The 23,722-nt window shown below is 42.9% G+C and carries 15 protein-coding genes; 13 read left to right on the top strand and 2 right to left on the bottom strand.

Annotation, left to right across the window (positions count from 1 at the left end; translation table 11 throughout):
* Nucleotides 1-59: 59 nt before the first annotated feature.
* The 10 genes from Q4567_RS06115 to Q4567_RS06070 are packed head-to-tail and all read left to right on the top strand — an operon-like array spanning nt 60 to nt 18,707.
* Nucleotides 60-719 carry a phage baseplate assembly protein V gene (locus tag Q4567_RS06115; RefSeq protein WP_216046991.1) on the top strand — a complete coding sequence of 220 codons (660 nt, stop codon included), beginning with the start codon at nt 60-62 and terminating at the stop codon, nt 717-719.
* Nucleotides 720-726: 7 nt separating this feature from the next.
* A complete protein-coding gene (locus Q4567_RS06110; RefSeq protein ID WP_303499731.1) occupies nt 727-2,571 on the top strand; it encodes a hypothetical protein in 1,845 nt (614 codons plus the stop codon).
* Nucleotides 2,568-2,969, top strand: a complete 402-nt coding sequence (locus Q4567_RS06105; protein ID WP_216046989.1) for a GPW/gp25 family protein — start codon at nt 2,568-2,570, stop codon at nt 2,967-2,969. The genes Q4567_RS06110 and Q4567_RS06105 overlap by 4 nt, the downstream gene beginning before the upstream one ends.
* Nucleotides 2,970-2,975: 6 nt before the next feature.
* The gene (locus Q4567_RS06100) at nt 2,976-5,165 is read left to right on the top strand and encodes a putative baseplate assembly protein (RefSeq protein WP_303499729.1); all 2,190 of its coding nucleotides are present in this window, start codon (nt 2,976-2,978) and stop codon (nt 5,163-5,165) included.
* Nucleotides 5,165-7,399, top strand: coding sequence for a phage tail protein (locus Q4567_RS06095; protein WP_303499728.1), 2,235 nt, complete (start codon nt 5,165-5,167; stop codon nt 7,397-7,399). Before Q4567_RS06100 ends, Q4567_RS06095 begins: the two co-directional genes overlap by 1 nt.
* Nucleotides 7,399-8,967, top strand: coding sequence for a hypothetical protein (locus Q4567_RS06090; protein WP_303499727.1), 1,569 nt, complete (start codon nt 7,399-7,401; stop codon nt 8,965-8,967). The genes Q4567_RS06095 and Q4567_RS06090 overlap by 1 nt, the downstream gene beginning before the upstream one ends.
* On the top strand, nt 8,960-11,017 hold the full coding sequence (locus Q4567_RS06085) for an ATP-binding protein (protein ID WP_303499726.1): 2,058 nt from the start codon (nt 8,960-8,962) through the stop codon (nt 11,015-11,017). Before Q4567_RS06090 ends, Q4567_RS06085 begins: the two co-directional genes overlap by 8 nt.
* 19 nt (nt 11,018-11,036) lie before the next feature.
* The gene (locus tag Q4567_RS06080) at nt 11,037-12,452 is read left to right on the top strand and encodes a hypothetical protein (RefSeq protein ID WP_216046984.1); all 1,416 of its coding nucleotides are present in this window, start codon (nt 11,037-11,039) and stop codon (nt 12,450-12,452) included.
* The gene (locus Q4567_RS06075) at nt 12,449-16,711 is read left to right on the top strand and encodes a hypothetical protein (protein WP_303499725.1); all 4,263 of its coding nucleotides are present in this window, start codon (nt 12,449-12,451) and stop codon (nt 16,709-16,711) included. Before Q4567_RS06080 ends, Q4567_RS06075 begins: the two co-directional genes overlap by 4 nt.
* Nucleotides 16,712-16,730: 19 nt before the next feature.
* Entirely contained in the window at nt 16,731-18,707 is a 1,977-nt protein-coding gene (locus Q4567_RS06070; protein ID WP_303499724.1) for a DUF4157 domain-containing protein, read from the top strand.
* A gap of 54 nt (nt 18,708-18,761) precedes the next feature.
* Here the strand turns inward: Q4567_RS06070 and Q4567_RS06065 are convergent, their stop codons facing one another.
* Nucleotides 18,762-19,706, bottom strand: coding sequence for a cation diffusion facilitator family transporter (locus tag Q4567_RS06065; protein WP_216046981.1), 945 nt, complete (start codon nt 19,704-19,706; stop codon nt 18,762-18,764).
* A 17-nt stretch (nt 19,707-19,723) separates the two neighbouring features.
* Nucleotides 19,724-20,092, bottom strand: coding sequence for a DUF3703 domain-containing protein (locus Q4567_RS06060; protein WP_216046980.1), 369 nt, complete (start codon nt 20,090-20,092; stop codon nt 19,724-19,726).
* An 83-nt stretch (nt 20,093-20,175) separates the two neighbouring features.
* Here Q4567_RS06060 and Q4567_RS06055 point away from each other — a divergent pair, with 83 nt between their 5' ends.
* The 3 genes from Q4567_RS06055 (at nt 20,176) to katG (ending at nt 23,629) form a co-directional block, all read left to right on the top strand.
* Nucleotides 20,176-20,565, top strand: a complete 390-nt coding sequence (locus Q4567_RS06055) for a Cd(II)/Pb(II)-responsive transcriptional regulator (RefSeq protein ID WP_216047043.1) — start codon at nt 20,176-20,178, stop codon at nt 20,563-20,565.
* Between the two features lie 62 nt (nt 20,566-20,627).
* Entirely contained in the window at nt 20,628-20,966 is a 339-nt protein-coding gene (locus Q4567_RS06050) for a P-II family nitrogen regulator (RefSeq protein WP_216046979.1), read from the top strand.
* Nucleotides 20,967-21,403: 437 nt separating this feature from the next.
* Entirely contained in the window at nt 21,404-23,629 is a 2,226-nt protein-coding gene (gene katG, locus Q4567_RS06045; RefSeq protein ID WP_216046978.1) for a catalase/peroxidase HPI, read from the top strand.
* Nucleotides 23,630-23,722 lie beyond the last annotated feature (93 nt).

Raw genomic sequence — 23,722 nt, 5'->3', positions numbered from 1 at the left:
GATGGATTTATTTATACAATTTTCAATTGAGGATACAACATGCATTTAAGGAGTGGCAGATGACAAATCAATATGCGCCTGATGGCGGCAGACAACGCTATTTCGGTGTTTATCCGGCGATAGTGGTAAATCTTGTTGATCCTCAAAATTTGGGAAGAGTGTTAGTCAGTTTTCCTTGGTTGAGTGATTCAAATGTTGAAGCTTGGAGTACGTTGACTACACCTTATGCGGATGATGATCAAGGTTTACAAATTATGCCTGAAGTAGATTCTCAAGTGGTCGTTGCGTTTGAGGCAGGTAATTTGCGTCGACCTTATATTATCGGTTCTTGTTGGAACGGTGCGGCTGTGCCACCGGAACAAGCTGAAGATGCAAACAACATTCGTACCTTAAAAACCCGCTCGGGAAGTGAACTTAAATTTGATGATAGTCAAGGAGCGGCCAAAATTACATTAAAAACCGCAGGTGGGCATGAACTGATACTGGATGAGGCATCGAGTGCCATAACGTTGACACATTCAGGTGGTCATAAAATCGAATTTTCAGCGTCTGGTGCCATAGAAATTACCGCTAATTCTACGGTTGAATTGAACGCTGCGGCGTTTAACGTGCACGCACCAGTGGCTAATTTTGACGGTATTATCAATTGTACAACGCTCATCGCCAGTGCCGCTGTAGTGTCACCTTCTTATACTCCTGGGGTAGGTAACTTATGGTAACTCTGCCATGTTAAATACATCAGAGCATCCTTGGAAATTGGTTGGTCCGTGGTATCGGCCTTCTTCTTTAGGTGGTTACGCGGTCACCAAGACGGCTTTAAACCGCTTTTCTGCTCCTATTATTCAGAAATATGCGGATGCTAATTTTGCGAACAATCTTGTCAATGAACCGCAGCACTCATTGCGCTTTAATAGTGAAGATTTTGTTCAGCCCTTTAGCGGTGATCCTAATCAGGTGATTACTCCCATAGAGCGCGCGCAGTCTCACACTCCTTTGAAACTTTACCTAGATACCCATAGCCGTTTTTATGTTGTGGTGTGTGAATTGCATTGTGATGTGGCTGGGTTCCCGCAAGTCGAGCGTAACAAAGTGTGTGAAGCAGGATTTGTGGTTCGTCGTCGTGTGCCAGTTATCACACCGGAACTAAAAGGCAAAGTTGAGACCTTATTACAGCAACGCAGCCAACTGCAAAATGACCTCAATAAAGTCAATATGCAAGTAAAAACAGCACAGTTGCAAGAATCTCAACAGAGCAGCGATATTAGTGGACTGTTAAAAACCAAAAGCGCGCGATTATTTTCTGGTTTGCAATCTGGTACGGCTGAAAAACTCACTGAAAATCTGCAAGACACCAATGGACAGTTAGACCAATTGAGCCAAAGCGGCGACATTAAAATTGAACTACAAGGTTGGAAGTCCAGTGATTTAAAAGGCGTGGGAAACTGGCTCCCAATTGAAGAAACACCTGAGCAGATTACAGAACAGGTTATCCCCATGTATCCGCTTATCGCTGATCCAACTAATCCTAATCACTCTGCCAATGGCAAAACCCTTTGGTTTGGCGTTATACCAACTAGTTTAGCTGATGTTGATAGCAACAATAATCCAAGGTTTGATGACGCTGATCTATATGAAATACGTTGTTTTGTGCGTCGACACCATAGTCAATTCCCCATTCAGAAAAACCACGCTGACTGTTGCGGTGATGTAATTTGGAGTGAAGCAACCGAAGGTTATCAAATTGCTGCTCATTTTGATCTAGATGGCACTAGCCATCGACCGGTAAATATCAAATTACCTGACTTACCGGCTATTCGTAATCAAGTCAATAATGCCCCTGCAGGGCGAGGAGCAAGTGCTCGGATTATAGCTCCAGCGGAGTCGTCCCTCAACTTTGCCACTGATAGTATGGATATGCCCCAAGGCGGAGAGCCGTTAACTCGTGCGGGTCAGCAAATCTGTTTCTTCTCGATTTTTCTTTTTTTCATTGTTGCGATGTTTTTATTCCGTCTGTTTTTACCTATTTTGCTATTCATTTTCAATTTATGGTTTTTGCTAAAACTAAAATTTTGTATTCCACCCTCATTTCAGTTTGATGCGGGCTTGGTGGGCAGCTTGAATTTTGACGGTTCTTTTGGCGCAGATTTTAATGCCTCGATTGATGCTCATGTCGAACTGATGACCGAATTTACGGCTGATTTAGCGGTTCAGGTGGCCATTGAAGGTCCCGATTTGGAAGCTAAATTTAATCAACCGAATTTCAGTATCACTGTAAATAAAGGAAAAGATAACGAAAAAACCTACGTGGATGAAGGGGTTTTGGCTAACGACTTAGGATTAATGATAGCCAACGGCATCAATGCTAGTGACGACATGCGAGCTGACATCAAAAATGGTGGCGATAGCCCAGGTTTAAGCAGTCTCAGTTTGAATGAACTGGCGGGCATTTTTATCGCTATGCAAACGGAGTATCAAGACGTAAAACACCCTGAATTAGCGGGGATACTGCCCACTCCTGATAGTGGCTTAGTGTACTTTGAAAAAGTTGAATTGAACAAGGAGGCAGCATGACCCAGTCGTCCCCACTGAAGGCATTTTTAGGCAAGGGCTGGGCATTTCCAGTCCAACCTAGCCAAGCAGATAAAACTATCGCTTATGTTGAAGGTGCTGAAAAAGTGCGACAGTCAATTTGGATGATTTTGCAGACTGAGCCTATGGAGCGAATTATGCGACCTAATTTTGGCTGTGGTTTACGACGTTACTTAATGCAACCGAATAATTCTGCAACTTGGTCTGGGATACAGCGGGATATCGAACGCGCGCTTAGCCGTTGGGAACCAAGAATAAAGCTCGAAGAAGTCAAAGTGAATGGTGGCGAAGATCCCTCTGTCGCAATGATCAGCATTCGATATTCTCATGTTCAGGACGGAAGTCGTGAAAATCTTGTATTTCCCTTTTATCTGGAGTAGCTAAGGATGAGCCTAAATAAACCGATTTTAGACGACCGATCATATCAGCAAATCCGTGATGAATTGATAGCACGTATCCCGGTCTACGCGCCCGAATGGACGGATCATAACCCTAGCGATCCAGGGATTGCTCTGATCGAATTATTCTCTTATTTGACTGAAAATCTGCTCTATCGTTTTAATCAAATACCCGATTCCACCAAAATGGAATTTTTGCGACTGTTACAAATTCCATTAAAAAGTGCGTATCCAGCCACCGCAATGCTGTCTTTATCAACAAAAGAACCGCAAGGTGTTGCTGCCAAGCTAGCGAGTCAAGCTAGCGCTGGTGATCTGAAATTTACCACCTTGCAAGAAGTACATGTTTTACCGGTATCTGCCCTAGGTGTGCTCAAGGTAATCGATCAAGTTCCTGATGAAGATAGCGAAGAAGGTATTTTCTATCAACAGGCAGCGGCAAGTGTTGATGCAAGTGCAACCCAGCCCTATCACACCGAAACGATTTGGCAGGATGAGCCTGGACTTTCCAAGGATATGAATAGCTCAGTTGATGGGATTTTGTGGGTGGCCATATTGGCAGAAAAAGCCACAGAAACAGAATTGATTAAACAAAATTTATTGGCGCATCCCAAAGCGCCTCTTTTACTTAATATCGGTTTCATTCCTGAGATTAGATTAGAGGACGATCTTGATCACCATAGTGCCGATTTTGCACAACGTTTTCGTTGTCCTGGCGAAGGGATGCAAGCTACGGGGAGTCCGGTTAGTTGGCAAATATCTACGGGACGAATTAATAGTCAAAATAAACCTATCTATTATCCGTTGCAGATACAAGGAGATACCACCAACGGATTAGAAAAAGAAGGCGTCGTTCGTTTGCAAATGCCCACTGAACAGCAAAATATGTCGGTGTATCAACTCGATGATGTCAACATGCAGGGCGTTGGCGATTTCCCCCCCATTTTGGATGACGATACACAATCTCGGGTTATTTGTTGGTTGCGTGCTTTTCGCAATGATGACACTGCCATTGGTAAAATTACCTTTATTGGCGCTAATACCACATTGGCTGAACAAGCGGTTCAAGGGAAGTCTGAATTTATTGGCACCGGAAACGGCCAACCTAATCAAGTTTATGCACTAAATCATCAACAGGTATTGGCCAACTCAGTTAGATTGCAAGTTGAAGAGCCCCAAGGCTGGACCGACTGGCACGAAGTTGAAGGCTTTTATGCAAGCACTGAAAGTGATCGGCATTTTATGCTGGATAAGCAAGGTGGACAAATCCGTTTTGGCACAGGTATTAACGGAGCCGTTGTGCAAATAGGTCAACGGGTAAGAGTGATTCAATATCGTTACGGAGGTGGCAGAGTAGGTAATGTGGCGGCCGCAGCAATTAACAAACTTGTTGCTAATCCGCTAGTCAAAGTGAGTAATCCCCTTAATGCTTATGGCGGTACAGATGCAGAAACCTTGGAAGCCGCTTTAGAGCGGATCCCCAGTGAGCTGCGCAGACGCAATCGAGCTGTCACCCGTTCAGATTTTAAAGAATTAGCGCTGCAGGCACCTGGTGCGGATTTGGCTCGTGCTGAAGTTTTACCCCGTTATCATCCTCAACTACCACAATTAGAATCTGCCGGTGTTGTTAGTGTGGTGGTGTGGCCAAAAGAAGATAAACACAATCCTAATGCGCCACTTCCTAACAAGAATCAGCTTCGTAGTGTCTGTCGATTTTTAGATGCGAGACGTTTAATCACCACGGAAATATATGTGTTGCCGCCTAAGTATGTGCCGGTTGCCATTGCTGTGGGAGTCAAAGTGAAAAATGGCTTCGGTATTGATGCAGTTCGCCATTGGGTGGAACTGGCATTGCGTCAATTTCTAGCGCCCTTACCCCCTTATGGACCAGGCGGGCATGGTTGGCCGCTGGGACGTCGAGTGCATAACGCTGAATTGGAAGCCGCAGCCCATCAAGTCGAAGGGGTCGAATATTTAGAAGGTTTGGAATTGGTCGGGTGGGATTCTGCAGGCAATGAAATTCCGAATACTGTTACGCTGCAAAAGAATGAGGTACCGGAATTAATTGCTATCACTGTTGAAAACGGCCCCATTACCCTCAGCCCTGGAGAGATTATATCGCCCACTGAATCTGATGCCATAGCTGTGCCTGTGCCAGTGATTAAGGAAGTGTGCTGATGTCTCAGTTTGCCATGATTGCCGGTGTTGATCAGTGGATGCGTGTCGCTCACGAAAATACCAGTGTGGATATACAACAACAAATCGTTCAGTTGGCCTGGCATCATCAACACTTGCACGATTCCCATGCTTTTAAAGTGAAACCCGCAGGTCTGACGTTTGACCCTTGGTGTCGTCTTTATCATTCGGTTCCTGAAGACAATGGGATTAATAAATTATTATGGACTGAAAAGCGCCAGCCAAGTTTGGCTAAATCTCTGTTTCATAGATCGCAACAGGTTTATGGTGAATTTGTTGGTCAACAAGTGCAATCTGATTTAAGTCTTCCTATCGGTCTTGCTGTGGATAAAAAAGGACGACTATTTATTGCTGATAGCGGCAATCAGCGGATCTTAATATTTGATCTAATTGACAATACATTATTGCGCAGTGTTCATCTCGACGGCACCCCCAGTGTCATTCGTGGTGACGGCCAACAAGTATTTGTTGTTGTGTCGCCGGTGACACCCCCGGATATGGGCAATCAGCTCAATCAATCTACTAGCTTAGTCAGATTTGACGCCACTAGTATGCCAATTGAAATGGATCTTAAGTTTCCCAATGATGTCAGTGATTTAGCTATCAATAGTGTGACAGTCAATACAGATGGCCGCATCTTCGTATTATTAGGCGCAGGCGAGGAGTCTGCGGTGCTATGGGCGATAGATGGCGAAAATGAATTAATTGACGTCCCATTTGCCAGTGATATTTTAGCTACTGACGATAATATGATTGTTGTGTCTGGCGCGCCAAATGCAGATTTTCAGCGGTTTAGAATCACTCCCAACAGTATTGCGCAAATGCCTCACCTGCAAGCTCCTTATTATGACGGACGGGGCATGGCATTAGACCCCTTTGGCAAAGTGGTTTATTGGTCTGCTAAAGGATTGATGTATGCAACTGTGGCCAAAATTCAATATAGCAGCCAAGGTCGCATAGTGTGTTTTAGGCTCGATAATAATGAAATGCAACGTCGCTGGGGTAGGATATTCATTGATGCCTGTTTGCCGGTTGGGACCTCTATAAAACTGGGTTACATTGTTAGTGATGAACATTTAAATGGTCCCCAAGTAGACGCCACTGCACCACAAAATATTGGAGAGTATGAATTAACCAGACCTGATCTAACGCCGCCGCTGCCATCTAAATTAGCGGTAAATGAAGTGTTAGTTAGTCAAAAATTGCATAGACGTAGTCAAAACCGAGAATTACCTTGGTCGTTTAGCGACGAACCTTGGCGGACCTATGAAGCACCGGTTAATGCGCCGCCAGGGCGCTATCTTTGGTTAGTCATCGATCTCTTTGGAAAATCACATGCATCACCTAAGATCAAAAATATTCGGGTGGAATATCCTGCGCTGGATTTATTACGACGTTTACCCCGTGTTTTTTCAGAGCAAGGGGCTGCAAGTGACTTTTTACATCGATATTTAACCTTATTAAACACTAATTTTGATGAACTTGAACAACGTTCGGATACGCGCCATTGTTTACTCGATCCACTTTGCTCACCAATATCTGTATTGCCTTGGCTTAGCAGTTTACTTGGAATAGAGCTTGACAATCGTTGGCCTGAAACAACCCAAAGACAGATCATTAAACACGCAATGTGGCTATTTAAATATCGCGGTACTGTCGCTGGATTAAAGCGTTTTATCGAAATTTATTTACAGCGTGATATCACCATTATTGAGCATTATCAGGTGCGCGGTTTAGGTGGTGCATTTGTCGGTGAAGATGATTCCCTAGCGGCAAACTCGATTCTTGGCGCGGGCTTTCGGATTGGCGGAAAATTAGGGGAGGCTGATACTACCAGTGTTATCAATGAGCAAGATTCGAATGCAGCAGATGTACAATCGTCCTTTAGCTATTCTGATGCAATAGCACTGCACGCCCATAAATTCAGCGTCATAGTGCCGCTAATTCTAGATGAAGAAAAGCGTGCTGTAATTGAACATATTTTAGAGGTTCATCGTCCAGCGCATACGGTTTTCGATATATGTTCCGTTGACTCAGGTATGAGGGTGGGAACTGGCTTGCATTTAGGTATGTCTTCGGTGGTTGGTCAAAGTTCAGGATTTGGACAATTGCAAATTGGCAAATCGATTCTGGGTACAACTGATGTATTGGGGCAGGCCAAATCTGGAACCATAGTCGGTAATAGTCAAGTGGGTTTTGACTCGAGGGTTGGCTGATGGACATTCAAATCAATCAAGTATTGCGTCGTTATCAGTTAAGCGCCTCTCAACGCACTTACAAGGCGAGATTAGATTACCTCACCGAACAATTATTACGTGAGTACGTTGATTTGGCGTTATTGCACAGTGGATATTCACAAAGAGATATAATCTGTATTCGCAATTGGTATCTGCCCATCGATTTTGATAACAGCAAAACTGATGTTGAGATATTTGAATGTTGGCTAATCGAGCTTGAATCATCTTTACAGAAGTTATTTGCAACTGCTGACGCTAAAAAATGGATTCATTATCGCTCAAAAGTTGAAGCCCTTAAATCCGTTGCTATTGATTTGGCAGCGCAACAACTTAGTCATGTTTGGGCATGGCATCAAATGGGGATTGTCTCTCAATCTAGCCTAAACCTGCAAGAAGCGAAATCACAATGGCTGGCCTATCTAATTAGGCAACCAACTCTGCTCAAAGCGGTGTTAATTGGACTCGCTGTTGAGGGCCGACTAGAGATTTTAATTGCACGAAGAATTATTGAGTTTGATGATGCCCTGAAACTGATTGATGGATTGTTAGAATTTACGCCAAATTGGGTGTCTATTACAGCGCATATCAACACCCATGTAGAGATTAATTGGTCAGGCCTTGTTGTTACCTTTCGCCGCTATTTAGCGTCACAGAGTAATCGTCGTATTGATGAAATTACACTGTTGCCTGAATGGATCAAAGGTTACTTAAGCATGCAGTTAAATAACGGACATTCAGGAATTGACCTTAATAAAATAACAAAACTGAATGTGGATGATATTAAGTGTTTACTATTTTCCGGCGTTTTATCGGAATGGTCGGGTAGTGGTTTTCGTAAGGTTATTTCCAATAATCAGAGTTTAACTGCCTACGTGATGCAATTAGTTGAGGAAATTAAAACGGTGGCTGGAGTCGTTTCCACCGCATTTCCTTTCAACCACCAACATAACCAACCAAATAGCCTGCAAGCGACTAAACAGCAGAATGACAATAACTTCACTGTTTTTCGTCAGACAGAACCTATTTCCGTGCTAAGTGCAGAAAAAGTGGCGCTGTTAAGCAGCTTTGCTGGAATTTTGTATGTATTGAATATTCTTAAACAGCCAAAATGGCAACAACAATTAGCAACTTTAGTGGATAAACCTTACCCACTTATTCAGCAATTAAACCTATTGGGCCAATATCTACAGCCACAAGGGACATTCGATCCTGCGCTTAACGTATTCAGTGGTGAATTAATGGTGTTTGAGCCAACTCAAGATGATGATTGTGCTATCAGCACTGAGGATAAGGCTGACTATCAAATCTTTGCCGAGAAAATTAAATTAGCAATATACACAAGCTTAGCTAAACCTTTGAACAACAACGTGAGCAAGACATTTGACTGGTTATGTCAGCGTAATGCACGGATAGAGTATCAAGCCGGTTGGGTAAACATTGTATTTGAAATGGATGCGATTGATACGCAAATCCGTGCTGCAGGTTTAGATTTGAATCCTGATTATGTGCCATGGTTAGGTTACGTAGTGAAGTTTTATTATGAATGACTCATTACATTATTTAGCGGGCGCCGCTAAGCAACCTGTTCCTTTATTTGATTCTGTTCTTGGTACTGAGCCATCGGCCGAGTGCAGAGGCCCTGTGCTAGAACAAGTAGTATTTCTCACCAATAACTTAATTCAGTTGTTAGAGGTGAATTTTAGTAAAGATGATACCTACATTCAATCTGGAGTGGACTTTTTGCATAGCTATTTGCAGTCCATCGACGATTACAAAAAAAGCGTGCAACAAGTTCACTCAAATGCATCTGAAACAACTTCCGCACAAAGTGCTTTGCCTCGTCTAGTCCTTGGCTTGAATCTTTCGCAATTGGAAATACAGTTGTTAGTACTAGGTGGAATGGCACAAGAACATGAAGGTTTTGCAAATCTGTTTTGTTCTTTACACCCGCGGCAACAGCCTTATCCCACAGCTGCACTGTTAGCAAAATTGGTGTGCACTGATCAGCCACTCCGAGAATCTTTGTGTAATTGTTTAAATGAGTCGGTTTTGTTCGACCTTGGGATTGTGGAAATAGCAGATCAAGCGCCAATTTTCACCCAATCAATTATGGTTAACGCCAATACTTGGTATGCAATAAATACCGGAAAGTCTTGCTTTTTACAGACGCCTGCTTTGAATATCCAGAGTTGTTTCCTGGGATTGTCTAAGTGGTTACAAACGGCGATTGTTGAAGATGCAAAGCTGTGTATTTCGAACTCACTTGAATCCCATATTATGATTCAAGATATGGATAATTTAGTCAGTTTGAACCGCGCATTAGCATTACTAGAAGAAACAAAGCGTAAATCCGTAGTGGTGCAACTTAACGACCAATTTAGCCAGCAAGAATATAAACAATTGGCATGTCATTGTGTATTGTCTGCTGCTGTCCCTATTTTACTTTACGACAGTCAACGCAGCACCACCGCATTGCATTTAGGTGTGCTCAATCAATTTTGTCCTTGTGTGATCATTTGCGCAACTAGCAATATCAATATCATCGAATCTGGCTGTATTAAACTAGATCTTCCCGTGCAACGCCTTGAACACAACGAACTTTTGCTTATGTGGCAGACGTTGTTACCCGAGTTTGCATCTGACGCTGGACAGCTTGCCTCTTGGTTTCCACTTGATCCTTATCACGCAATGCAGCGGGTCAAAAGTTGGCGTTCATTACATCAATCAACACAAAAAAAACACTCACTGAGCGACATTAGTCATGCATTTAAGCAGTATTCTGGCGCGCTGTTACCGCAAGGAATTAAACGAGTGACGCCGAGGTTAGGATGGTCAGATTTAGTGTTACCAGAGACTAAATTACAGCAGCTTCGAGAAGCCATTGGTCGTTTGAAATTACAATACAAGGTGTTAGATGAATGGCAGTTTTTGCAAAACCGAAGAGGAGCTAAAGGAGTACGGATGCTTTTTTCTGGTGTCCCCGGTACTGGAAAAACCCTATCTGCTGAAGTATTGGCAAATGAACTGCAGGTTGATTTGCTGGTTGTCGATTTGGCAGCCGTGGTCTCTAAGTGGATTGGAGAAACCGAAAAAAACTTGGCAAAAGTCTTTAGTTTTGCCGAGCAGTCTCAGGCGGTTTTATTGTTTGATGAGGCGGATGCCATTTTTGGCAGACGAACAGAGGTAACAGATTCCCACGACCGATATGCAAATCTTGAAACGGCTTATTTGTTAACCCGTTTAGAGGCGTATGACGGGATGACAATTTTAGCCACGAATTTTAGAAATAACATCGATGTGGCGTTCATTCGTCGACTTGATTTTATCGTGGATTTTCGTGAGCCCAATGTAACCGATAGGGAACACTTATGGCGTTGTCATGTTCCACAAACTGCGCCCTTAAACGCAGATGTGAATTTTACTCAACTGGCCTCTTTATTTCCGTTGGTCGGTGGAGAAATTAGAAATGCTGCCGTTGCTGCTGCTTTTTCTGCAGCGCAACAGCAACAAGATATACAACAAGAGCACTTCATTATGGCTGTTCGCAAAGAGTTTGAAAAAACCGGCAAGGCATTCAGAGAAGTGAACCCATCATAAGGATTATTGGAGAAATATTGTGAGCGCAGAAGCATTAGTGAATCAAACATCTGGCACTGCTGGTTTATCTAACCAAATGTTGCCAGTGGATCCGTTTCGATCTCTGTATGTGCATTTTGGCATGCTCCTAGGGGTCGACGATTTTCAAACTTTAGATGCCTACCATCGTGGCAAAATGTGGTATCACAATGCTTGGTTGCACGGGCAGGGCGTTGTGTGGGGCCTAGATGTGAGTTTGCCGCAAGCGGATAGTGAAGATTCTGAGCAAACCCGGTTCTTGGGAGAAGTAAAAGTTACCTCTGGTTTGGCCATGGATGCCGCAGGCCGAGAATTACTTTTAGAACAGGCTGCGTGCTTAAATTTAGCTGCCTGGTATCAAGCCAATCAAGACGAGGTTGCACTGCAACAGGTCGTCACTGTGGATGAAGAAAGCGGTGACGTGATATTTGACGCCCATGTGACCTTGGAATTTCATGGTTGTTTAAGTCGCCAAGTCCCAGCACTGAGCGAAAGCTGTGATGCAAGCAGCACCTCAACGGCTTATTCTCGGGTTGTCGAGACTGTCAAAGTGTATTTGTCACCAGGTGGGTATCAGCAGTCTGCAAGCACTGACTATTATCGCTTGAATTTACTATTTGGTTTGGTTGAGGCCAGAGAAGATGATGACGGAATCATTTTAGAAAGTGACGCGGATGTTTTGCAAGCCAAAGCACAGATACTGGCAGCTGAACCCAGCGATAAAGCTGCGCTGTGCCAACATTGGTTTAATCATTTTGCGGTGTTAGATGGCATTGATATCAGACCACAAAGTAGCGTTGGCAGTAGCCAATTTGGCAGTTTTCCTCAGCCACCACCTTGCAAAGTGCTGTTAGCAAATTTACATGGTTTAAGGTTGCATAAAGACGAACAAGGGTGGCAACTGATAGAGGGGGAAGTCGATCCATTTGTGCGGCCCTATTTATTGCCCACCACAACTATTCAAGACTTATTGTGCGGTAGTTGCCATCCAACACAGGAGTCAGTCGCTAATATTTCTGTGACGCCAGAAGATGATGCTGGTGGCCCTCGAATTGATTCACAAAGCGTTGCTATGCAAGACAGCGAGTTTATCAATATGACAGTTGTTGGTTCCCCCTTAATGAAAGCCAGTGTCGACGTTAAAGGAATTAGTGTGACGGCTTTTGATACTCGAGATGGTTGGGTGAACTGCGATATCAAACGTGTTTCTTACCAAAGTGCGGAAAATCGTTTGCAGATAGAACTGCGTGATGCCCCAGCTGGTGTGCTTGTGAGATTGATTGTTAAAGGGACGGGAGAGACGCCGATTTTAGGGCGTAATCGCATCCCTTTAGCAGGAGGCATCGACAGCCCTGCAGGTAGCGCTTATCAGGGCAATGATTTTATCTACATGTTTAAAACAAGGAGCGGATCATGAGTAGTCTTAAACCTTCTAATGTGAGTAGTAAAATATCGAGTAATGCCGCTGGACAGGCCAACGCTAGCGGACACAATGTTATTGACAGTTCTAGTTCACTCACTCGTTTAAATTATTTTGATGGTAAGTTTCTACGTGCTCCTGATCTGCAATTAGAACAAGCTGCATTGTTGAACCAAATACGTTTGTCCAATCAGGCAGCCGGTGGTGGTATTGTAAATGGCTTTGACTGTACCCTTGCTTCTGGCCAACAGATAGCGATCAGCGCTGGGCTCGGATATGACTGGCAAGGCAGAGCGTTGGTGTTAAGTCAGGATATCGAAGTTGGGTTAGGCCAATTGCTGGTTCAAACTCAAAATACATCCACGGCAAAGCCTAAATCCAGTGAGTTCATTAGCAGTGACTTTATAGCCTGTGAGTTGCGCAAATCCGATACAGGTTCAAACAACGTACTTGCCAATCAAGAATTGTATTTGATTGTTTTGTATCACTTAGAAGCCTACTGCGGTGAAGAAGACGTTTACGGTAAATTATGCTCGGAGGCGTGCATAAGCAGTACCCAGCGCACTCATATCGTTGAAGGCTTAAGTATTCGAGCTGTGCCCCTTACATTAACTGAAGCACTTAAAAGTTCCACTCATGTTAGCTTGGCCCAAAAACATCTTCGCTCACGTACTGTGAGTGCTTATTTTGAGCAAGAAAAGAATGCCATTTCATCACTTATCAGCCAACAAGGACTCAACGCCGCGACTTGGTGTTTGGGAGCCGAAGGATTAAGTGGCGAAGGTATCGCCATTGGTATGTTATCAAAAATTGGTGAAACAGTGGTGTTCTTAGATGCTTGGAGCGTTCGCCGTGAGCGCATAGTACCTCCGGCTCAGCAATATTGGGCGGCTAGAATGGGCATGCGCAACTGGCAAATTTATCTGGCACAGATATTACAATTCCAATGTCAATTGAGGGATTGTCTAGGCAGTTTTGATCCCCTTGATCCCCCCGTTACCCATGATCCCTGTGCGGATGAAAAAGCCTTACTTAAAAGCGCCGCAGCAGACATGCAACGTTTGTTGTCTTACTACACGGACATGTCTGCAAAGCTTACCCAAATTGAAAAATTACCCAAAGCCAGTATAGAATCGCAAGTCAGTATTGCCACTTTAGATGTGGATGCATTGCGGGTTAGCATCGACAGGTTGCAAGCGGTAGGAAGTAGTCAAATAAGCCAACAATTATTAATTGATTGCGGCATTGTTGAATTACCCAGTGCTGGTTATTTGCCAGTGGTAGCTGACTCTGACTTATCGATTAATCAGCAAGTTTATCAATTAATGGGCAAGGGCGTAGATTTGCGCTTTTGCGCAGTTCGCGAAGACTTTGTTCATCATGCTTTAGAGGAAGCACAACATATGCAGCGCATATGTCTGCTCTCTGGTCTGGATAATGCTGCAAATATTCAAGAGGTCGATATATTGGTTCCTGAGGGGCAGATTAACCTCTTAGAACAAGCGCAAATTCAACCTGGATTTCAAGCGCACATTGACTCGTCCGATGCTGGTCTTGGCATGATGTTGCACTTAGTTGCGGATGCCTTTAAAGGCACTTTGGACAAAAATAGTATCCGTGATGAAATGGTTTTACATTCTGCTTCAAAGAGGTCTAACCTTAATGCCAGCGACACTATCTTATCTGCTCAGCAATTTGATTTTGGTAAAGACATGACCGGTGCTGCTAGAGCCGAAAATAGTGACAACAAATTAGCTTTTTATTTGGCAACCGAAAATTCTGCTTCGACCACATTTGAAGGTCAAAAAGTAAATGCAGACATGAATTTATGGGGACAGATGCAATCTGATAAAGATGTATTTTCCCTAAACTCAGGTGCTAGGGCGCAAGTGTCTGCGCGCTTTATAATGGAGATGAGCTTGCGCTACACAGGCAACGATCGCGATGTTGCTCTGGATATCATTATTGAGCTGAACATCACTGGGCAGGTGATTATCGAAACTATTTCCCAGCGCAATGAAACCAAAAAATTAAATGGCCGGTTTGTGGGCAACAGCACATTGCAATACACCACAACACTTGACGGAACACCTATAAATCAAGTGACGGGCGCTAACCTCAATGACGATATTATATTAAGTCGAGAAACCACTGAGTTCGGTTCAAATATTGTGATTAACATACCTAGCCCCTCACTTTTTGGTAACTCTGATTTAGTTGATATGACCTATTCGCAAATATGGAATGCTGCAGGTGAATGTGAAGTAGTCGGTCAAATCAGCACGGTTGTAAATGGAACGCCGACACAAGGTAACTTTTTGTCAGGTAAATTTGTACCTGATGAAAGGGTGTTAATCCCAGGTAATCTTTTTTACAACAAGTCATTGCTTGCATTAAACCAAATCGCAGGCGCTCTGAATAATCAAGGATTTGTCGAAACTGCCAGTCATCTCTTATTCCCGCCACCGGAAAAAGTACCCAACGAACTTGTGGTTAAGGGACAATATCCGTGGGTTTTATTCCATCGAAGACGGACTAAAGCATGTGAAGGAGGATCTATTCCAGAGGTGTTTCAGGAAACGCGACTATACCAGATCTATCTTGTGGAAGTTGCCGCCGATGCGGATACAGAAAAGCTACTAGCGTCAATGGAACGGACGTTCGAAAGGACAATCGCCAATGCAAAACCTGTCGTTGATGTGCAGTACTCAGCCAGTTCAGCGGTGATAAATACTGCTCATAAAGCCTTACAAGAAGCATGGAAAAGTGCAGTAACCAGTCAGGCGCAAGTGTTAATAGCCGCTATTGCAAGTGCTGGTGACGTGGTGAGTGAAGGGGATGCGATTGCTACTTCTCGAGTCAATAGTACTAACGCGGTACTTGATGATGTGAGCAATTTTGCCACAGGAATTCCAGTCGTGGTGAAACAAACACTACCGTCGTCTCTAAATGCCGGCGAAAGAGATGGCGCTATAGTGTATTTTGTTCAGCAACAGCAGCAACAAATAGCAACTGATTGTCATACTGTATACCACGTTCTGACGTCTAATCCTGAAGAAGTACTGATTAGGATTAACCAATTTGTATCGAAATATGTGCCGGGTTCAAATATCACCTTAGACAGTGTATTTGATAGTAACAATGATAAAAAATTAAATGTGCAGCCACTGTTTAAAAAGGGCACAGGTGATTTCATTTCAGAGCATCAAGTTGCTAATTTAAAAGATATTTGGCTGGAAGCTGGGAATTATATCATTACTCATGCTGGTGCCATTCACCCCTCAGAAGATAAGGATAACGCGCAAATTACCCGTGAACAAACCAACACTATTGTTAACACGTTGGGAATAGCGACGGATGAGCCTGATGAAAATATGGACACGTTAACCATACCTAGAGGCATGTTTGGTGAGTGTCAAAAAGCCTCTGTACTGTTAAGTGCTACGCAGTGCCATCAAGTGTATCTAGTCACATCCTCGGACTTTGATATTGAAATCATTCCCGGCCAACAAGTCGATGAAGCGCAAAGAACTGCATTAGATCAAATTCTAATTGATTTTGATACTGGGGTTGGAAGTAACCAAGCCGCTTATTATGAGCTTAATTCAATGCAATTTTACTGGGACACTAATCAACCTGAAGCGAGTTCTCGTCAATTGTTTATGAACAATTGGCAGTCACACTTGAGCACAAATATTGCCTTACGGGAACTTCTAAATAATGGTAGTGCAATTTCATTTTATTCCAGCATTAAACCTATTGTTGTTGCCCACGGCAATTTTGAATATAAACCGAATGTGGATCAAACTAAACGTCAGAATGAAGTTATAGCTGAGTTGCTTAACCTAAGTGACGCGCCAAATCATTCTATAATGGCGAGTCAACGCACTTCATTTCCGAGCAATTGTCCGGTGATCACCTTCGTTATAATAACGCCGAGTCTAATCATCGGTGTGGTACCGGGAGATTTAGCCCGCGTGGTTAGGTTTGACGATAATAACGAGGTAATTCGCGATGCAGCATTAGAGAAGGAAATAAAAAATTTAACTGAAAGCTCAACCCAAATAAAAACCATCGAATTAGTCAGTAAAGATGATTCAGCGGCATCGGTAAAAACCGCAGATAAGCAAGCTAGGGCGTTAAAAAAAGTATTGCAAGAAGCAGGGCTAGCAACACGAATGGCGACAATTAAAGCCCGCACGCCAATGTTAGCGGAAAAGAACATGGATAAAAAATTGTTGTTAAATCTTAATTAGTCAAAATTAGGTGAAAGCTATGCTGAAAGCTCAGTCAAGTGTTGCTAATCAGTGTGAAATATCCGCAAGACGAGCAGCAAAAAAGCCTGCTGAGGCTTTTCGTGCTGCCAATTCGGCTGAGCATACATCAGCGAAACAAGACGCTACTGAACGCGCAGGGATAACGCCAATGAATCCCTTATGGGGAAGGTTGGTCAGTTCTCCCTTGCCAAGCAGCCCGATACAGCGAAAATGCGAACACTGTGAACAACAGCAAGAAGAGACATTAACACTACAAACAAAGTTAACCGTGGGGCCGGCCAATGATGCCTATGAACAAGAGGCAGATGCGATTGCCAATCAAGTGATGAGCGGCAATCGTGGTAAGGTTAGTTATATTTCAAGGTTTCAATCTCCGCGAGCCTCTGCCAAGACTGAAAATTCAACTTTAAATTCAAACACGGCTCATAATGGTAACCCGCAACCCAGTCACTTAAGTTCCTATGTTAATGGCTTGAATGGCAGAGGTAATCCGTTGTCTACAGCAGAGAACCGATTTTTCTCTAGCCGCTTTAATCGCTCGTTTGATGGAGTGAGGATACATACTAATAGTGAGGCCAATCAAGCGGCCAAAGGTATAAAAGCTAAAGCGTTTACCTATGCCAATCATATTGTTTTTAATCAAGGGGCTTACCAAGCCAATCAACCTAATAGTATGCATTTGTTAGCCCATGAATTGACTCATGTGGTTCAACAAAGTAAAGGGGGGAGCAGTGGATATAGCCATTCTGTACAACGTAAACCAAGTGAACAAAACTCGCCGCTAGTTGTATTGAATAACCCGCGCTTTGCAAATGACCCGCAACTCACAAAAATTGCTAATGGTCAGATTGAGGCATTAAGTAGCCAACAAAACGGTATTCATGGTGCAGTATCTAAGGTGCAAAGAGCGTTGGATGATATGGGATTCGATCTACCTTTACATCGCGTAGATGGTAGCTATGGAGATGAAACTCGTTTAGCTATCAGCCAATTCCGTTCGAGATATTTAAGTGATGATTTGGATAAGTGCGATAAGGATGCAATTATTCTTTTAGATCAGGTCGCGCCAGCTGTTGATCAGCGTCATGAGCATGTGTTTGATTACAGCAGATTGTTAGCCGACAACCGCTTAGACGTGACGGTTGCCTTTGGTCATGCAGGTGTTAATACCTCATTTGTCGATATTGATAATAAACGCAAGGATAGCGGCGAAGATAGTGGTACAGCCTCTGCTCGTATATTTCGTGACTGGCTGACAGCTCGTGGATTTGCTCTGGCTTTGTTAGGAATAAATTCAGATGAGTTTTGGGCACTACGCACGCCTATTCGCTTCCCTAAAAGTGATGGCAGTTTTGAAACAAGAGATATTCGTGTCTGGGTACACCTAATTGAACCTGGAGTAGGAGCCGCTAGTGCGTTTGGAGCTGGACTTTCATCATCGGAAATTACCCTTTATAACGGTCATGCTCGATACGGGAGCGGTCCAGATTTTGATGAAAAAGCATCTCCTTTAGAAAATTTTAGAATCGGAATTGATGCGGCTATGGCTGCTGCAGGAAGAGGCACTCGCTATCAAGAAGCCAAAAAACATGGTGTTGAAATGGATACTGAACATGATTTAAAAGAGATGGTAGCAAGTGATCAGTTTGACCCTGATAAATATCGTGTATTGTTTTTCCAGGCGTGTACATCAATGGCTTATTTAGATGAAGTCCGCAGCGAAATCGGAAATACTGAAAATACAGATGTGATTGGTTCTCGAGTACCCACCTATTTTACCACGGACGCTGCTAAGGTTAATCCCCACGAGATTATCGATATGCTTTCCGGTATTTTAGAGGGGAAAACCGTAGAAAATATCCTCGATGCAATAGAAAAACGTCAAGAAGTATTTTATGCAAATACCAAAGGAGGCATTCCATCAAAAGGAATTTATTCTACCTCTGGTATTGGTGATAACGAAATTGTTCCCTAGAAGGTAAATAGACTAATGGAATTTCGGCAACTGTTGTTGATAAATGGTTCTATGTTAGGTTTTACTATCACGACAGCTTTCATCTGAAAACTCAAACTCTATTGTGGTGTGCGCGAGGTTAAAGGGGGCTAATTGAGCATTAAGATCGGCTTTTAAATCTTTCATTAATTGAATGCCAATTTGTTCATTTAACACTAAATGTGCTGTCATGACATGTTGCTCGCCATCTAAGGACCAAATGTGCAGGTGGTGAACATCATCAACACTACTGGGAGATAATAGAATACTTTTCACAGCATCCCTGGTTGTATTGTCTGGTGTTGCCTGCAGAAAAAGTACTAAGGTGATTTTTAAATTTTTTAATACATTGATGAGAATAAATAGCGTAAATGCAATGGATAAAATGGGATCTAAAATTGGCCAAGGTTTAAACATCAACACCACAGACACAATTAGCACGGCTACCCAGCCTAAAACGTCTTCGATTAAATGCCAGTTCAACACGCGTTCGTTTAAAGTCTCGCCGTCACTTAATTTATAAGCAGCATAACCATTCACTAAAATACCGAAAATGGCTAAAGCAAACATACCTTCTGCCTGCGGCATTTCGGGGTTACTCAGTCTTGGAATTGCTTCAAACATTATCCACACTGAACCGACAATCAGTATCAAACTATTGATCAATGCACCTAATAACGAAAAGCGTTTGAAGCCATAGGTGAAAACCTGATTTGCATCTTTCTCACCTAATTTATTCAACCACCAGGCTGTGCCAATCGCTAAACTGTCACCTAGATCATGGACCGCGTCTGCCATGATCGCGGTGCTATTGGTTAACCATCCACCAATAAACTCTATAATGGTAAAAGTGACATTTAAAAAGAATGCCCAGCCAATACGATTGGATGCCGTATGTTGGTGAGCATGCATATGAGAATGCCCGTGATGATGGCTATGTGCATGCTGATGACTGTTTACGTGCTGCTCGCTCTTACCCATGGGGAATTCTCTGTTTCCTAATGTTGTATTTGTCGTTCAATTGCTTTTATTATTTTTTGATTGTCAGCGGATATCGGCATAGCTTTGAATGGACTGACATTCACACCACCAGTATTGCCCGTCGGTAATAAGCCAATACGTGTTTTTGTAAAAGCGCCGATTAATCGGAATGCTTGGCCAACGATTTCCATTAAATTTAGCTTACTAAAACCTTGTTTTAGCATTAAGTAATGAACTAGACAATGTAAGTACGTGGATTTTTGTCCAATGACGTGCGCGTCTTCCAAAAAGCCAAATGCTTTTTGTTCATTTCCGTTTTTTCTCGCCTGTTCAGCTAGCGCAATTTTTTCAAGAACAAATGGTTTTGCGTGATCAGTGTATCCCATAACAATTTATTTCCATATTGATGACTGAAGGATTGCAGTGTAAAGTCTATATCTACTATAGAGTCAAGGTTTCGATGCTAAAAATGAAAATAGGTATGCTCGCTACCAAGTCTGGTTGTTCTGTTCAGACAATTCGCTTTTACGAAAAACAAGGTTTACTGAAGCAACCGTTGCGCAGTGCCAGTAACTATCGCGACTATGATACCTCTGCACTAAAACAGTTAACATTTATTCGTCAATGTCGTTCGTTAGGTATCTCTATAAATGAAATCCAGCAATTAATTGCTTTACGGGAAGAGCCAGACAGAAGCTGTGAATCAGTCAATCAAATGGTTAACCACCACATCAATGAAGTTTCAGTACGCATTGACGAATTAACAAATTTAAAAGTCGTATTAACTGAAATTGCCTCCTCTTGTTCGGCGGGACATTCTATTGGTGAATGCGGTGTATTGAAAAAACTAGATGTATAAACTGATGGAAATCGTATACCATTTTTAAACGTGAGCCTTTGTTTAACAATTTGGGAAATTGAATGAAAAAAATTGAAGCTATAATTAAACCTTTTAAAATTGATGATGTTAGAGCTGCACTGACGGAGGTTGGTGTCACTGGCCTTACAGTCACAGAGGTAAAAGGTTATGGAAGACAAAAAGGTCACAAAGAAACCTATCGCGGCGCTGAGTACAGTGTGGATTTTTTACCTAAGGTTAAAATTGAACTAGTGGTAACTGACTCTGATGTAGAGCGTTGTATCGAAGCGATTATGGAAGTGGCTGCTACCGGTAAAATTGGCGACGGTAAAATTTTTGTCACCCCAGTTGCCCAAGCCATTCGTATTCGCACCGGTGAAGAGAATGATGAGGCACTTTAAGGTCTAATTAATCGGTTTCTACTCGACTAAAAGAAAATAGATTTTAAGCTGAATATTCAGCCATGCATCCAAGTTTGTTTGTAAAGGCAAAAGCTGATGTATTGCAATTACCCATGCTAGATACCTATGAAATTTTAGCCGAGTAAAAACGCCCTTATTTCTTCGTTTCATAGTGTGAAATGGATAAATCCTTTTATCCTCAAGATACTGCTAATCTAATTGATAAAAGTAGCCTACTGCAAGTCTGTCGTTGATTTAAATAATTTCAATGTGTTGATATCTAATTGTTTGATTATGTTGCGATTTAATGCCTGCGTTAATTAATTGTTAAATTAGATTAGGGTAATCTAATTTTCCAATAGCTAAACGCAGCTGATGTTTTCATTTTAGGTCTATAGTTTGTGTGAACTCATACAAACCTATTACAGGACTTAACAATGTTTAAACGTACTGTTCCTCTTTTTGCTGCTATTTCACTTGCCTTTCTACCGGCGGTGGCAATTCATTCAGTAACTGCCGCTGAAACTCAAAAAAATATGCATTTTTGGTGGCCCGATAAACTCAATTTGCAACCATTACGCCAACAAGATCCGCGATCAAACCCTTATGGGAATGATTTTAATTATGCAGAAGCATTCGAAACATTAGATCTTGATGCTGTCAGAAAAGACATTAAAGCTGTTTTAACAGACTCCCAACCTTGGTGGCCAGCAGACTATGGACATTATGGGCCTTTTTTCGTGCGCATGGCTTGGCATAGCACTGGGACCTATCGATTGTCTGATGGCAGAGGGGGCGGCGCAGGTGGACAACAACGATTCGAACCGCTGAATAGTTGGCCGGACAATGTAAGTTTAGACAAAGCGAGGCGCTTATTATGGCCAATTAAACAAAAATACGGACGTAAAATTTCTTGGGCTGATCTTATGGTATTAACCGGCAATGTTGCGATGGAATCAATGGGTTTCACAATTTACGGTTTTGCGGGCGGTCGCGAAGATGATTGGGAGCCTGATATGGTGTTCTGGGGACCAGAAAAAAGCTGGTTAGCAGACGAGCGTTATAGTGGTGATAGAGAGCTTCAAAAGCCCCTTGCAGCAGTACAGATGGGACTTATTTATGTCAATCCAGAAGGACCTAATGGTAATCCTGATCCCTTACTTGCAGCAAAAGATATCAGAGAAACCTTTGGTCGCATGGCAATGAATGACGAGGAGACAGTGGCGCTTATTGCTGGTGGACATACATTTGGTAAAGCCCATGGAGCGCACAAACCAGAAGAATGTTTGGATGCAGAGCCGGCTGCTGCGGGCGTCGAAGAACAAGGCTTTGGTTGGAAAAACAAATGTGGCAAAGGCCATTCTGAAGACACTATCACCAGCGGTTTGGAAGGGGCATGGTCGGTCAATCCAACAGCTTGGACAAGTCAATATTTAGATAATTTATTTGCTTTCGAGTGGGTAAAAACCAAAAGTCCCGCAGGTGCGACTCAGTGGATCCCTAAAGATAATGCTGGCGCAAACTTAGTGCCGGATGCTCATGATGCTTCTAAACGTCATGCACCCATCATGTTTACCACCGACTTGTCGTTAAAATTTGACCCTATTTATCGGAAAATTGCGAAGCGTTTTCATGAAGATCCTAAAGAATTTGAATTGGCATTTTCTAAAGCTTGGTTCAAATTGACCCACCGTGATATGGGACCGAGGTCACGATATGTTGGTGAAGATGCGCCCAAAGTCGATTTAATTTGGCAAGATCCATTGCCAGAAATGGATTACAAAGTAATTAGTGATAGGGATGTTAGAAAACTCAAAGCGGCAATACTCGATACTGATTTATCCATTGCTGATTTAGTGAGAACTGCTTGGGCCTCCGCTGCGAGTTATCGAGCAACTGATATGCGCGGTGGGGCAAACGGTTCACGTGTTCGACTTGCACCGCAAAAAGACTGGGATGTTAATAATCCACAGGAATTGGCACGGGTTTTAGCCACTTTAGAGTCAGTCCAAACAGAGTTCAATAAAAAATTGAAACGAGGTAAGAAAGTATCCTTGGCTGATGTCATTGTTTTAGGTGGTGGGGCGGCAATTGAAAAAGCGGCCGAAAATGCAGGTTTTAAAGTCGAAGTGCCATTTTACGCAGGTAGAGTCGATGCGACTCAAGCTCAAACAGACGTAGAATCCTTTGCGGTTCTTGAGTCAACTGCAGACGGCTTTAGAAACTATTACGCAAAAGGTGCAGCTTATTCACCGGCAGTGATGTTAGTAGATAGAGCCAATACATTAAATCTAACGGTGCCTGAAATGACAGTGTTGGTGGGGGGCATGCGAACCTTAGGTGCCAATGCCGACCTAAGTAAACACGGTGTGCTTACTGACAATACTGATAGCCTGAATAATGACTTTTTCGTGAATCTATTAGATATGTCTACCAAGTGGGCGAAGTCTAAAGACCAAGCGGGATTGTATGAAGGCAGAGATTGGGCGTCAGGTGAACTAAAGTGGACGGCAACACCTGTTGATCTGGTGTTTGGTTCTAATTCAGAGTTACGTGCCGTGTCTGAAGCCTATGCTTCTGATGATGCTAAACAGCAATTTGTAGACGATTTTGTTAAGGCTTGGTCAAAGGTGATGACTGCCGATCGCTTTGACATCCAATAGGCGATTAACAAACTAGCATAAAGTAACGGCAACCAATACGGTTGCCGTTTTTACTAGGCTACTGTTTATTTGCGTTTTAGTGAAATAGGAGCT

This window comes from Aliiglaciecola sp. 2_MG-2023 (assembly GCF_030548145.1).
In the GTDB taxonomy this organism is placed as follows: domain Bacteria; phylum Pseudomonadota; class Gammaproteobacteria; order Enterobacterales; family Alteromonadaceae; genus Aliiglaciecola; species Aliiglaciecola lipolytica_A.
Note: the sequence above shows the minus strand (reverse complement) of the source record. Positions and strands in the feature narration are given on the sequence as shown.

Bases quoted from the DNA above. Each gene is read 5' to 3' on its own strand.
- Q4567_RS06100 (WP_303499729.1), top strand. From the start codon at position 2,976: ATGAGCCTAAATAAACCGATTTTAGACGACCGATCATATCAGCAAATC.
- Q4567_RS06070 (WP_303499724.1), top strand. From the start codon at position 16,731: ATGCTGAAAGCTCAGTCAAGTGTTGCTAATCAGTGTGAAATATCCGCA.
- Q4567_RS06055 (WP_216047043.1), top strand. From the start codon at position 20,176: ATGAAAATAGGTATGCTCGCTACCAAGTCTGGTTGTTCTGTTCAGACA.
- Q4567_RS06085 (WP_303499726.1), top strand. From the start codon at position 8,960: ATGAATGACTCATTACATTATTTAGCGGGCGCCGCTAAGCAACCTGTT.
- Q4567_RS06095 (WP_303499728.1), top strand. From the start codon at position 5,165: ATGTCTCAGTTTGCCATGATTGCCGGTGTTGATCAGTGGATGCGTGTC.
- katG (WP_216046978.1), top strand. From the start codon at position 21,404: ATGTTTAAACGTACTGTTCCTCTTTTTGCTGCTATTTCACTTGCCTTT.
- Q4567_RS06110 (WP_303499731.1), top strand. From the start codon at position 727: ATGTTAAATACATCAGAGCATCCTTGGAAATTGGTTGGTCCGTGGTAT.
- Q4567_RS06065 (WP_216046981.1), bottom strand. From the start codon at position 19,706: ATGGGTAAGAGCGAGCAGCACGTAAACAGTCATCAGCATGCACATAGC.
- Q4567_RS06075 (WP_303499725.1), top strand. From the start codon at position 12,449: ATGAGTAGTCTTAAACCTTCTAATGTGAGTAGTAAAATATCGAGTAAT.
- Q4567_RS06060 (WP_216046980.1), bottom strand. From the start codon at position 20,092: ATGGGATACACTGATCACGCAAAACCATTTGTTCTTGAAAAAATTGCG.
- Q4567_RS06090 (WP_303499727.1), top strand. From the start codon at position 7,399: ATGGACATTCAAATCAATCAAGTATTGCGTCGTTATCAGTTAAGCGCC.
- Q4567_RS06105 (WP_216046989.1), top strand. From the start codon at position 2,568: ATGACCCAGTCGTCCCCACTGAAGGCATTTTTAGGCAAGGGCTGGGCA.
- Q4567_RS06050 (WP_216046979.1), top strand. From the start codon at position 20,628: ATGAAAAAAATTGAAGCTATAATTAAACCTTTTAAAATTGATGATGTT.
- Q4567_RS06115 (WP_216046991.1), top strand. From the start codon at position 60: ATGACAAATCAATATGCGCCTGATGGCGGCAGACAACGCTATTTCGGT.